This window comes from Citrobacter sp. Cf125, from assembly GCF_030333935.1.
Taxonomy (GTDB): Bacteria; Pseudomonadota; Gammaproteobacteria; order Enterobacterales; family Enterobacteriaceae; genus Citrobacter; species Citrobacter freundii.
The window spans coordinates 258,995-272,177 of sequence record NZ_JAOWEY010000023.1; the positions used below are offsets into that span (position 1 = coordinate 258,995).

Annotated in this window: 11 protein-coding genes; 4 read left to right on the plus strand and 7 right to left on the minus strand. The window is 51.1% G+C overall.

Annotated elements, in window-relative coordinates:
- Positions 1 to 14: 14 nt before the first annotated feature.
- From fucO to OGV89_RS11690, 7 genes are all read right to left on the minus strand, one after another.
- Entirely contained in the window at positions 15 to 1,163 is a 1,149-nt protein-coding gene (gene fucO / locus OGV89_RS11660) for a lactaldehyde reductase (protein WP_003846521.1), read from the minus strand.
- A 27-nt stretch (positions 1,164 to 1,190) separates the two neighbouring features.
- A complete protein-coding gene (gene fucA, locus OGV89_RS11665; RefSeq protein ID WP_003846518.1) occupies positions 1,191 to 1,838 on the minus strand; it encodes an L-fuculose-phosphate aldolase in 648 nt (215 codons plus the stop codon).
- A 141-nt stretch (positions 1,839 to 1,979) separates the two neighbouring features.
- Positions 1,980 to 2,978, minus strand: a complete 999-nt coding sequence (locus OGV89_RS11670; protein ID WP_003034060.1) for a LacI family DNA-binding transcriptional regulator — start codon at positions 2,976 to 2,978, stop codon at positions 1,980 to 1,982.
- 66 nt (positions 2,979 to 3,044) lie between these two features.
- Positions 3,045 to 4,625: an FGGY-family carbohydrate kinase gene (locus OGV89_RS11675; protein WP_032938369.1), complete on the minus strand. Its 1,581-nt coding sequence runs from the start codon at positions 4,623 to 4,625 to the stop codon at positions 3,045 to 3,047.
- A 53-nt stretch (positions 4,626 to 4,678) separates the two neighbouring features.
- Positions 4,679 to 5,629 (minus strand): ABC transporter substrate-binding protein, encoded by a 951-nt coding sequence (locus OGV89_RS11680; RefSeq protein WP_003034057.1) that lies wholly within the window; start codon positions 5,627 to 5,629, stop codon positions 4,679 to 4,681.
- A 73-nt stretch (positions 5,630 to 5,702) separates the two neighbouring features.
- A complete protein-coding gene (locus tag OGV89_RS11685) occupies positions 5,703 to 6,686 on the minus strand; it encodes an ABC transporter permease (RefSeq protein ID WP_003034055.1) in 984 nt (327 codons plus the stop codon).
- Positions 6,687 to 6,689: 3 nt separating this feature from the next.
- A complete protein-coding gene (locus tag OGV89_RS11690; protein WP_003034052.1) occupies positions 6,690 to 8,189 on the minus strand; it encodes a sugar ABC transporter ATP-binding protein in 1,500 nt (499 codons plus the stop codon).
- A gap of 464 nt (positions 8,190 to 8,653) precedes the next feature.
- Here OGV89_RS11690 and fucI point away from each other — a divergent pair, with 464 nt between their 5' ends.
- The 4 genes from fucI to fucR all read left to right on the plus strand — a co-directional run bounded on the left by fucI (position 8,654) and on the right by fucR (position 13,180).
- A complete protein-coding gene (fucI, locus tag OGV89_RS11695) occupies positions 8,654 to 10,429 on the plus strand; it encodes an L-fucose isomerase (protein ID WP_003034050.1) in 1,776 nt (591 codons plus the stop codon).
- 122 nt (positions 10,430 to 10,551) lie between these two features.
- Positions 10,552 to 11,970 carry an L-fuculokinase gene (fucK, locus tag OGV89_RS11700; protein ID WP_286558661.1) on the plus strand — a complete coding sequence of 473 codons (1,419 nt, stop codon included), beginning with the start codon at positions 10,552 to 10,554 and terminating at the stop codon, positions 11,968 to 11,970.
- A 1-nt stretch (position 11,971) separates the two neighbouring features.
- Positions 11,972 to 12,394 carry an L-fucose mutarotase gene (gene fucU, locus OGV89_RS11705; protein ID WP_003840383.1) on the plus strand — a complete coding sequence of 141 codons (423 nt, stop codon included), beginning with the start codon at positions 11,972 to 11,974 and terminating at the stop codon, positions 12,392 to 12,394.
- A 57-nt stretch (positions 12,395 to 12,451) separates the two neighbouring features.
- Positions 12,452 to 13,180, plus strand: a complete 729-nt coding sequence (gene fucR, locus OGV89_RS11710) for an L-fucose operon activator (protein WP_044713418.1) — start codon at positions 12,452 to 12,454, stop codon at positions 13,178 to 13,180.
- Positions 13,181 to 13,183 lie beyond the last annotated feature (3 nt).

Here is a 13,183-nt window from a genome sequence, read left to right on the forward strand (position 1 = left end):
TAAACGCCAGGTGATTACCAGGCAGTATGGTACAGCTCGACGATATCCCCAAGGCTCGCTTCACGCGGATTTCCCCCGGTACAAACATCGTCAAATGCGGCCTGCGCCAGCGCAGGAATATCCTCTTTACGGACGCCAACATCGCGTAAATGCAGGGGGATCCCTACATCGCGGTTAAGGGCGAAGACGGCATCCACTGCTGCTTTACGTGCTTGCGCCAACGTCAGTCCTTCAACCTTAACCCCCATTACCCGAGCGATATCGCGGAATTTATCCCCGGTAAATTCCGCGTTGTAGTGCATCACGTGCGGCAGCAAAATAGCATTCGCGACGCCGTGTGGCGTGTTATAAAACGCGCCTAACGGGTGCGCCATGCCATGCACTAATCCCAGACCTACGTTGGAAAAGCCCATCCCGGCTACGTATTGGCCCAGCGCCATCGCTTCACCCGCCTGGCTTTCGCCCGCAACCGAACCGCGTAATGCCCCGGCAATAATTTCAATGGCTTTGATGTGCAGCGCATCGGTCAATGCCCACGCCGCCCGCGTGATGTACCCTTCAATGGCATGCGTCAGTGCATCCACGCCGGTAGCGGCTTTTAACGCAGCAGGCATGCCGTCCATCATGTCAGCATCGATGAACGCCACCTGCGGGATATCATGTGGATCGACACAAACAAACTTACGCCGATTTTCTTCGTCGGTGATCACGTAGTTAATGGTCACTTCCGCCGCCGTTCCCGCGGTGGTTGGGATAGCCATAACCGGCACACTTGGGTTGCGTGTCGGCGATAACCCTTCAAGGCTGCGTACATCAGCAAACTCAGGATTATTATTGATAATGCCAATCGCCTTACAGGTATCCTGCGGGGAGCCTCCGCCGATTGCTATCAGATAGTCTGCGCCACTTTGCTGAAAGACACTCAATCCTTCCTGCACTACCGCAATGGTTGGATTAGGAATAACGCCTGAATAGATTTCCCATGCCAGACCTGCAGCATCCATTCGGGTAGTCACTTTCTCAACAACGCCGCACTGCACCAGATTTTTATCAGTCACAATCAACGCTTTGCGATAACCGCGACGAATAACTTCATCGGTTAATGCGCCAACAGCCCCCCGGCCAAACCATGCCGTTTCGTTCAGAATCATTCTGTTCGCCATTGTATTTCTCCTTTTCGCTATGCGAAATTACTCTTCAATGCGTAATCCGTAAGATTTGAATTTCTCCAGCACAATAGCGATCTCCTCGTCATCCAGCTCCGGCACCGGGTCAACAATCGCCAGCGTGCTCAGGTACAGACGGGCCAGAACTTCCACTTCATGCGCCAACCACAGTGCTTTTTCCAAATTCGCTTCGCAAGCAATCAACCCATGGTGCTGTAAAAGCGTTGCCTTACGGTTTTTCAGGGCGACGCTCACATGCTCTGACAGCTCTCGTGTACCAAACGTCGCATAAGGCGCACACGGAATAGAGTTCCCCCCCGCCGCTGCAATCATGTAGTGAATTGCCGGGATAGGGCGATTAAGAATTGAAACGGCCGTGCAGTGTACGGCATGGTTATGGACAACCGCATTGGCATCCGGACGCGTCTGGTATGCCGCCAGGTGAAAACGCCATTCACTGGAGGGTAATTGTCCTTTATCATATTTCCCGTCGTTATCTACATACACGATCATGTTTTCAGTAAGTCTTTCGTAAGGAATACCGCTGGGCGTGATCAGCATCCCGTTTTCATAACGCGCACTCACATTTCCCGCCGTCCCCTGATTCAATCCAAGGCTGGTCATTTCCAGACAGGTTTCAATGATTTCTCGCGACAAACGCATTCTTTCCATAATGATTCTCCGGGTACAGTTTCCCCTCGTCTTTATTGCGAAAAATGCAGCCGCAGAATAAGACGGGTCAGGTTTCAGGTACAGGCAGCCACTGAACGTATTTATTCAGATTCAGTTGGCCGATTTATTTATAGCGACATATTAAGGTTGTCTTACGCGCTTAATAAGTTTCATCTCAACTTTTACAGTTTCTTTAATTGGGTGATCATCAATAGCACTCATCATCATATCGAATGCTTTTTCCGCCCAGACATTTTCATCCTGTTGCATTGACCAGACATTATTGGCGAGGAATCCCAGCATTGGGTGTTCATCGAATGTCCCAATATTAATTTCCGGTGGAATTGTGCCTAAACGATTACGAATAGCGTTAATAGCCCCCTCCAGTACCGGTAATGATGAGGCGATAAACGCCTGCGGACAGCCCTGTTCGCCGATCAACTCATCCATCAGTCGATAACCACCTTCAGGTGTGTTGTCCGGACCTTCGCGCACCCAATCTCTATGTGAAATGCCATTATTGTTCAATGCATTAAGATAACCTTGCAAACGATCACCAATGCTGGGTAATCCAGTATCCCCCACTAAAAACCAGATTGGCGACTTTCCAGCGTCAAACAGACTCTGCGTCAATTTCTCGCCGCCCAAGATGTTATGACTTTCTACCAGTGCGTTATCGGTATACTTAAAATCACGGTCAAGTAACACCATCGGTTTTCTGACCTGACGTAAATGGTGTTGCTGATTCTCTAACGTTGAGGGAACAATAAAAAGGCCATCGACATTACGGGCGATTAACGCTTTGGTCAGTTTATTTTCGTAATCAACATCGTCATAGGTACAGCTAATCGTTAACTGATAACCTGAACGACGACAGCGTTGCTCAAGTTTTTCTGCGAGTGTGGCAAAAAAGACGTTGGAAATATTGGGTACAATCAATCCCAAAGTATCCGTTTTATTTAATTTCAGGCTACGTGCTGAATGGTTAATGACGTAACCATAGCGCTCGACATATTCATTAATACGCGTTTGGGTTTTGACACTGATTCGATATTGCTCTGCTTTCCCGTTCAGCACCAGTCGTACGGTCGTAACCGATAAATTCAGATCGCTGGCTATCTGTTCTACTGTTTTAGCCATCTATATGCCCCAGTCCACATCCAAAAACGTCAATCTACAATCATAAAAGTATTTTAAACTTTTGTCTTACTGCATAAGTTGGTTAATCGCCTGCTGCTGATCCCACAGCATCAGATAAGCCTGGTATTTGCGATCATAGAAGTTCCGCCGCGCCGGGTTCGCCTTAATCACCTCGCCCGATCGAACCATCGCCCGGCATGCGGACGGTATAGTTGCCCACGCGCCGCATGCTACCGCGCCAGTGATAGCCGCACCTAACGTCACCGCATCCTCTTCCTGCATAAGATGAATATCGCATCCGGTAGCATCGGCATATTCTCTCATCCACAGTGGGTTATGCGTTGCGCCGCCGCACAGCGTCAGTCGGGAAATGGTGTGACCGTTTTCACGCATCACTTCCATAATATGCCGCGTACCGCAGGCGATCGCCTGTAATGTCGCCAGGTACAGGCGAGCTACCTGCATCTCACCTCGTTCCAGCGTCAAACCACAGATGCTGCCTCGAGCATCGGGCCGTGCGCGCGGCGAACGATTACCGTGGTGATCGGCAAGCACATGCAGATAACGACCAGGCTCAGACTCCTGCTCCTCAAGTGCGGCAACCCATTCATTAACTAAAACAATGGGATGGCAGCCCCGGGCCTCAGCTTTGTGAAACAGCTCAGCACTGGCTCCTGATTCCTGAAGCGTCCAGTCGACTAACGCCCCAGCAGCACTCTGCCCCCCTTCCGTCAGCCAGTAGCCTGGCAGCATGGCTGACCAATAAGGCCCCCAAACACCTGGCGTATGAATTTCCTGCTCGCTGCACAGCATATGGCAATTTGACGTTCCGCTAATCAGCGCCAACGTCCCCTCAGGCTCAACCCCGGCAAGCGCAACTCCGCCGGCATGGGCATCAATCATACCGCTGGCGACGACCACTGCAGTCGTCAGCCCCAGCGCCTGGGCCGAATCGCTGCTAAGCGTTCCAACGCCAGCGCCTGGCGGAAGAATACGCGACGGGATTTTGCCCAACAAATCCGTTAATTCAACGGCGTCGAGCAGGGAGTGGCTAAAGTGTTGTTCATGTGCCAGATAGTTCCATTTACAGGTCAACGTGCACAAACCGGCAACATCAGTGGCGGTAGCTTTAGAGACCAGAAAGTCCGCAAGATCATAGAAACGATGTGCACTCTGCCACGTTGCGGGAAAATGATTTTTCAGCCACAGCACCTTGGGAAGTTCCATCTCTACGCTGACTTCACCGCCAACGTAGCGTAGAGCCGGATCTTGCGTGGCATTAATGCGTTTGGCCTCATCTACCGCGCGATGATCCATCCACATGATGATGTTATGGTCTGGCGATTCACCAGGCGAAACCGCCAGTCCCTGCCCGTGTTCATCGAGGGCAACTAAGGAGCAGGTGGCATCAAATCCCAGTGAACGAATCTCCTCGACGGGAACCCCCGCTGACGACACCGCTCCTCTCACCGCATGGCAAACCTGCTGCCAGATTTCTGCAGATGACTGCTCAACCCGCTCAGGACCGGGTCGAAACTGCGAGATGGGGCGTGTCGCAAAAGCCAGCCGTGTGCCACTGGCATCAAAGACACCAGCCCTGACGCTGGCGGAACCGACATCCACACCGAGGAAATATCCACTGCCCATAGTAACTCCCTGACGCTGGCTAATGATGGGGCGAGTACCTCGCCCCAACGGTCTTATTTTTTACCAAATGGGTGTAACAATTTGTCAATTTCCGGGGTATCAATGTTCTTCGCACTGACAAATTTCACCGGAATATCAATCTCTTTCGGTACAGACTGACCCGATACCGCTGCATTCAGCGTCTTGATACCCTGGTAGCCAATTTGATAAGCGTCCTGCACCACAAATCCCTGAATCACTCCGGACTTCAGGAAGGCAATAATTGCCTCTGTGCTATCAAAACCAATCACTTTCACTTTGCCTTTCAGGTTCTGACTATCAATAGCGTTTGCTACGCCCAGCGTTGAACCTTCATTCGTGCCATAAATCCCTGCAATATCAGGATTGGCCTGGATCATATCGATGGTTTTATCCATCGCCTTTTGCGGATCGCCATCACTGTACTGGACCGGTAGCACCTGAATATCCGGATATTTCTCCTTCATACGGGCAATAAACCCTTCCGAACGCTCAATTGCTGAGGAGGTCCCCGCTACGTGCGCAATAATGCCAACTTTTCCTTTGCTGCCCACTTCCGCTGCCAGCGCATCTGCGGCTTCTGCACCGGCTTTACGGTTATTCGTGGCGACAAAGCTCACCGGAATATCGGAATTCACGCCGGAGTCAAACGTCACAACTTTAATGCCGCGTGAATTTGCGGTCTCAACTAATGGCGCCAGCGCATTGGCATCTAACGCGGCCAGTAATAGCCCATTAGGTTTTTGCGCCATCGCGTTTTCAACTAACTGAATCTGCTCGGCAATCTGAGTTTCATCCGCCGGGCCAACATAGCTGGTTTTATCACCCAACTCTTTTGCTGCCGCTTCCGTCCCCATTTTTACGGTTTGCCAGAATTCATGCTGGAAACCTTTACTGACCACCGGAAGGTTCATATCTTTAGCCAATACGCTGGATGTCATACAGGCCAGCAGGGATAACGCATAGACAAAATTCCTGGTTCTCATTGTTTTACTCCGTTCTGAGTGAGTCACCCTAAACGTCAGGGTTATGATGCCCCGTGACTTCCGGGAGCGTAAATCAACGAATTTTTTTGCGTAATGTGTCGAGATAAACCGCGGCAATGACCACCACTCCCATGGCTACCATTTGCCAGAACTGGGAAACGCCCATCAGGTTCAGGCCATTCTTCAGCACGCTCATAATGAATGCGCCGATGATCGTGCCGCCGATGGTGCCAATTCCGCCCATCAGGCTCGTACCGCCAATAACAACCGCCGCGATGGCTTCCAGCTCATATCCCACGCCGACCGTTGGCTGACCAGAGTTCAAACGAGAAGCCAGAATCACCCCGGCAATCCCGGTCAGCAGACCACAAAAGGCGTAGACGAAAATTTTGACGCGCTGAACCTTAATACCGGAAAGATGTGCGGCCACCTCATTGCTACCCACGGCGTAAACATAGCGACCAATCACCGTTTTCTTCAGGATGTAGGCGGCGATTAACGCCACCACTACCAGGTAAAAAACGGGATAAGGCAGCACATCGAACAAACGTCCCTGGGCCAGCATTTTGAAGGTGGGGTAATCTGCGAAATAAATCGCACGACCATCGGTCATCACCATATTGATGCCTCTGACTGACATCATCAGGCCCAGCGTGGCGATAAAAGGCGGGATAGTCATTTTGGTGACCAGCAGGCCGTTGATATAGCCGCATAATCCCCCGGCCAGCACCCCCGCCAGAATACATACGGGCAGAGGCAATCCCAGCGTGGCGCTGATGCCTACCGCAACACCAGAAAAGGCCACTACCGAGCCAAGAGAAAGATCGATTCCTGAAGTGATAATGACAAAGGTAACGCCAATCGCCATGATGCCAATCACTGACGTTTGCAAGGCAATTGTCATGATGTTTTCAGTGTTAAAGAAAAATGGCGAACCAAAACTAAAAAATATTACTAAAATAATCAGACTCAAAAGCGGCGCAAGGCGCATTAAAAGTTCTTTGTTAATTTTTATTTTCTTATTATTGCTGTCTGAAGAGGTTACAGAGATAGTCATAAATTAGTCCTCTAACGTCGCGTATTGCATGATTTTTTCTTGTGTGGCGTCATCAGAAGCTAACTCCCCGGTAATACGTCCATTACGCATAACCAAAATGCGATCGCACATACCCAGCACTTCCGGTAATTCAGAGGAAATCATGATAATTGACTTCCCTTTTGCCACCAGTCGATTCATTAATTCATAAATTTCAAGTTTGGCCCCCACATCAATACCGCGAGTGGGTTCGTCAAAGATGAGAATATCGGTATCTTTACATACCCATCTGGCAATAATAATTTTCTGCTGATTACCGCCACTTAAATTCAGTGCAGCCTGCTCTAAATGTGGTGTTTTAATCCGTAGAGCTTTAACCTGTTCCTCGCTGGTTTTCTGACAACGTTTGCTGTCCACATTGCCATAGCGGTCAGAATATTCAGGATAATTGCCCAACATAATATTACGCTCAACGGACAGTCCTAATGCCAGCCCCTCTTTTTTTCTGTCCTCGGTTAAATAGCTGATACCCTGTTGGATAGCATCAGGAATATCTTTAATTACCGTCACTTTTCCGTTTAGCTTGAGGGTACCGCCATCAATGGGATCCGCGCCAAAAATCGCCCGCGCCAGCTCGGTACGCCCTGCGCCCATCAGACCGGCAAAGCCCAATATTTCGCCCTGATACAGGGTGAAATCAATGTTGTTCAGTACACCATTGCGAGTCAGACCGCTGACTTCCAACACCGGCTTACGTTGAGCCAAAGGTCCACGACGAGGATAGATATTGCCGAGGTCCCGCCCAACCATCATGGCAATCAGGTCGCTAATTTTAACCGCATCATAATCTACAGTGGCAATAAACTGACCATCACGCATCACCGTCGCACGATCGGCTATCAGCGCCAGTTCCTCCAGCCTGTGCGAGATATAAACAATGCCCGTCCCCTGTTCTTTCAGCAAACGGGTTACCTGAAATAAGCTGTCGATTTCCGTTTCCGTCAGTGCCGCCGTCGGTTCATCCATAATAAGGATCTTAGCATTCACCGATATCGCTTTAGCAATCTCAACCATTTGTTGTTGCGCGACGGTCAGATCGGCCACCAGCGTTTCTGGGGAGATATTCAGGTTTAATTTTTGCAAAATATCGATAGCAGCCTGTCGCTGTTGTTTTTCATCCAGACGCCAGCGGTTATTTTTGCAAAACTCCCTGCCAATAAAAATATTTTCTTCTACCGTGAGTTCAGGGAAAAGATTAAATTCCTGGTGAATAATCGTGATACCTGCGCTTTGTGCGCTCAACGGGTTCGCAAAAGAAACAGATTGCCCTTCAAAAATAATATCTCCTTCATCAGGCTGATAAACACCGGATAAAATCTTCATCAACGTAGACTTTCCTGCGCCATTCTCACCCAGCAGCGCATGAACCTCGCCTTTGCGTAAAGCAAAATCCACATTACTCAACGCTAATACGCCGGGAAAACGTTTCGTAATATGACTCATCTGTAAAAATGTTTCAGACATTGCTGCTTTCCTCAATATACAGAAACTGCAATCAGTGAATCAGGCGAAAAAACGTTGCCAGGAAGCCATCGTCACCGTTAATGCGAATACTACCTATACGTTCATATGCGTTTTATCAATCATGCTAACTCGAGTTAGCGAAGTGCCTTTTAAAGCTATTTTAGCTACTCAAATTAGCCAAATCATTTGGTTTAAATCTGTGACGCTGAACAAACATTTTATTGCAAATACTTAATTTAAAAGGATTTATACAAAAATATGCGTTCTGGTTTATTTGACGCAGATCGAATTTTAACCACTTCTCGTGAAGCCTCTCACAGTTCCACAACAAAAAAGTTGTGCAAAAAACTCTCTAATACCTAAGCTAACTCGAGTTAGCAAAAATGAGTTATTCAGCCAACTGCGACGGTGGTGTTCAACATCCGCTTTTGCAGCACGGCATAAAGTGAGATGAGGAACCTCGAATGAAAAAAAATAGCTTACCGAAGATTGGCATTCGTCCGGTGATTGATGGGCGCCGTATGGGTGTTCGTGAATCGCTGGAAGAGCAAACCATGAATATGGCTAAAGCCACCGCTGCGCTGATCGCTGAGAAACTTCGTCACGCCTGCGGCGCGCAAATTGAATGTGTCATTGCCGACACCTGTATCGCCGGGATGGCGGAATCTGCCGCCTGCGAAGAAAAATTCAGCAGCCTGAATGTGGGCGTGACCATCACCGTGACCCCATGCTGGTGCTACGGTAGCGAAACCATCGACATGGATCCAATGCGTCCGAAAGCTATCTGGGGTTTCAACGGTACAGAACGTCCGGGGGCCGTTTATCTGGCTGCCGCGCTGGCTGCGCATAATCAAAAAGGACTTCCTGCCTTCTCTATTTACGGCCATGACGTACAGGACGCCGGCGACACCACGATCCCTGCCGATGTGGAAGAAAAATTGCTGCGCTTTGCCCGCGCGGGCTTAGCCGTCGCCGGTATGAAAGGCAAAACCTACCTGTCCGTAGGCGGCGTTTCAATGGGCATTGCCGGCTCTATTGTCGATCATAACTTCTTTGAATCCTGGCTGGGAATGAAAGTTCAACCCGTTGATATGACCGAACTGCGTCGTCGCATCGACCAAAAAATCTATGACGAAGCTGAGCTGGAAATGGCGCTGGCGTGGGCGGACAAAAACTTCCGGTACGGTGAGGATCAGAACGCGCAGCAATATAAGCGCAATGCAGAACAGAGCCGTGCGGTGCTGAAAGAGAGTCTGCTAATGGCCATGTGCATTCGCGACATGATGCAGGGTAACCAGAAGCTGGCCGACAAAGGTCGGGTAGAAGAGTCGCTGGGATACAACGCGATTGCCGCAGGCTTCCAGGGCCAGCGTCACTGGACCGATCAATATCCGAATGGTGATACCGCCGAAGCGCTGCTCAACAGCTCCTTTGACTGGAATGGCATACGCGAACCGTTCGTTGTCGCCACCGAAAACGACAGCCTGAACGGCGTGGCGATGCTGTTCGGCCATCAACTCACCGGCACGGCGCAGGTCTTTGCCGATGTGCGCACCTACTGGTCGCCAGAAGCGGTAGAGCGCGTCACGGGTAAACCGCTGACCGGCCTTGCTGAGCACGGCATTATTCACCTGATTAACTCCGGCTCGGCAGCACTGGACGGCTCCTGCAAACAGCGCGACGACGCAGGGAAACCGACCATGAAACCGCACTGGGAAATCTCGCAAAAAGAGGTCGATGATTGCCTGGCGGCAACCGAATGGTGTCCGGCTATTCACGAATACTTCCGCGGCGGCGGCTACTCCTCTCGCTTCCTGACCGAGGGCGGCGTGCCGTTCACCATGACTCGCATCAACATCATCAAGGGCCTGGGGCCGGTACTGCAAATCGCCGAAGGCTGGAGCGTGGAATTACCGGAAGATATGCATGACCAGCTCGATGCGCGCACCAACTCTACCTGGCCGACCACCTGGTTTGCCCCGCGCTTAACCGGTAAAGGCCCGTTCAGCGATGTCTATTCGGTTATGGCTAACTGGGGCGCAAACCACGGAGTGCTGACGATTGGTCACGTGGGCGCAGACTTTATCACTCTGGCCGCCATGCTGCGTATCCCGGTTTGCATGCACAACGTGGAAGACGAGAAAATTTACCGTCCTTCAGCCTGGGCAGCCCACGGAATGGATACGGAAGGCCAGGATTATCGTGCCTGCCAGAACTACGGTCCGCTGTATAAGCGTTAAACATCGAGCAATTGCCTGATGGTGGCGCTTACGCGTCTTATCAGGCCTACGAAGCGCACGGTTTTGTAGGCTGGATAAGGCGAAGCCGCCATCCGGCAATAGGTAATCTCCCAGGAGCAATTATGAAACAAGAGGTTATCCTGGTCCTCGACTGTGGCGCGACCAACGTGCGGGCCATAGCCGTTGACCGTCAGGGAAAAATTATCGCCCGCGCCTCTACGCCCAACGCCAGTGATATTGCCGCGGAGAACGGTATCTGGCATCAGTGGTCGCTGGAAGCCATTTTGCAACGCTTCGCCGACTGCTGTCAGCGGCTCTCCACGCAACTGGCCAATTGCCGTATCTGCGGGATCGCCGTCACCACCTTCGGCGTAGACGGTGCGCTGGTCGATCAACACGGCAGGCAGTTATATCCGGTAATCAGTTGGAAGTGCCCACGCACCGCAGCAGTAATGGAAAATATCCATCGCTACATGTCACCGCAGCAGTTGCAGGAAATCTCCGGCGTCGGCGCGTTTAGCTTTAACACGCTGTATAAACTGGTGTGGCTGAAAGAAAACCATCCACAATTACTGGAACAGGCGCACGCCTGGCTGTTTATCTCATCGCTTATCAACCACCGTTTAACCGGCGAGTTCACCACAGATATCACCATGGCGGGCACCAGCCAGATGCTGAACATCCAGCAGCGCGATTTCAGTGATGACATTTTGCAGGCGACCGGCATACCGCGCCGACTGTTTCCACGTCTGGTGGAAGCGGGCGAACAGATTGGGGTACTGCAACACGAGGCCGCCAGCCTGCTCGGGCTACCAGTGGGTATTCCTGTGATATCTGCCGGGCACGACACGCAGTTTGCGCTCTTTGGCGCGGGAGCTCAGCCAGAAGAACCGGTGCTCTCTTCCGGTACATGGGAAATTCTGATGGTACGCAGCGCACAGGTGGACACCTCTCTGCTCAGCCATTATGCGGGTTCCACTTGTGAATTAGACAGTCATGCCGGGCTATATAATCCCGGCATGCAGTGGCTGGCTTCCGGCGTGCTTGAATGGGTGCGTAAGCTGTTTTGGACTGCCGAATCGCCCTGGCAGACACTGATTGACGAAGCCCGGTCCATTCCTGCTGGTGCAGAAGGCGTCAAGATGCACTGCGACCTGTTGACCTCTCAGAATGCGGGCTGGCAAGGGGTTACGCTCAATACCACCCGCGGGCATTTTTATCGCGCCGCACTGGAAGGACTGACAGAACAGTTGCAGCGGAATTTACACACGCTGGAAAAAATCGGTCATTTCCAGGCCACTGAATTGTTATTGGTTGGCGGGGGAAGCCGTAACGCATTGTGGAACCAGATTAAAGCTAATGTTCTCGGGATCCCTGTCAAAGTGCTGGATGACGCCGAAACCACCGTCGCAGGCGCCGCGATGTTTGCCTGGTCAGGCATTAGGGAATTTCCCTCACCGGAACAGGCCCGTGCACAGGTGCGCTACCAGTACCGTTACTTCTATCCGCAAACCGAATCCGAACTGACAGGAGTCGAGTAACATGCTCAAAACAATATCCCCCTTAATTTCCCCCGACCTGCTGAAGGTGCTGGCTGAAATGGGTCACGGCGATGAGATTATCTTTTCCGATGCTCATTTTCCGGCTCATAGCATGGGACCGCAGGTGATTCGCGCCGACGGCCTGCTGGTCAGCGACCTGCTGCAGGCGATTATTCCGCTTTTTGAACTGGACAGCTACGCCCCACCGCTGGTGATGATGGCCGCAGTAGAAGGCGACGCTCTCGATCCTGACGTCGAGGCTCGCTATCGACAGGCGCTTTCATTGCAGGCCCCCTGTCCAGACATCACGCGTATTGACCGTTATGCCTTTTACGAACGAGCGCAAAAGGCGTTTGCAATCGTTATCACAGGAGAGCGGGCAAAGTACGGGAATATTCTTTTAAAAAAAGGGGTAACGCCGTAATCTCTGGTCAGAATGCCCGTCTGGTACGGGCATTTATCATCAGATGAGGATCTGAACATGAAAGCGGCGCGCCAGCAGGCAATCGTAGATCTGCTTACCCACCACAAAAGCCTGACAACTGAAGCCCTGTCTTTGCAGCTAAACGTTAGCAAAGAGACCATCCGCCGCGATCTCAGTGAATTACAAACCCAGGGCAAGGTGCTACGCAATCACGGGCGGGCCAAGGCTATTCATCGGGAAAATCAGGACAGTGGCGACCCGTTTCATATTCGACTAAAAAGCCACTATGCCCACAAAGCAAATATTGCCCGCGAAGCGCTGGCATGGATCGAAGAAGGTATGGTGATAGCTTTAGACGCCAGCTCAACCTGCTGGTACCTGGCGCGACAGCTACCGGACATCAACATTCACGTTTTTACCAACAGCCAGCCCATCTGCCAGGAATTGGCTAAACGTGAACACATTCAGCTTATCAGCTCCGGCGGTCGCCTTGAGCGCAAATACGGTTGCTACGTTAATCCCTCGCTTATCTCGCAGCTAAAATCCCTCGATATCGACCTGTTTATTTTTTCCTGCGAAGGGATCGACAGCGACGGCGCGCTCTGGGACTCAAATGCAACCAACGCAGACTTCAAATCCATTCTGCTTAAGCGCGCATCGCAATCTTTATTGTTGATCGATAAAAGTAAATTTAATCGTTCGGGAGAGGCCAGAATTGGGCATCTGGATGATGTGACGCATATTGTTTCAGATACACAGCTGATTGAATCAATCCAGGCCGAATAGGGC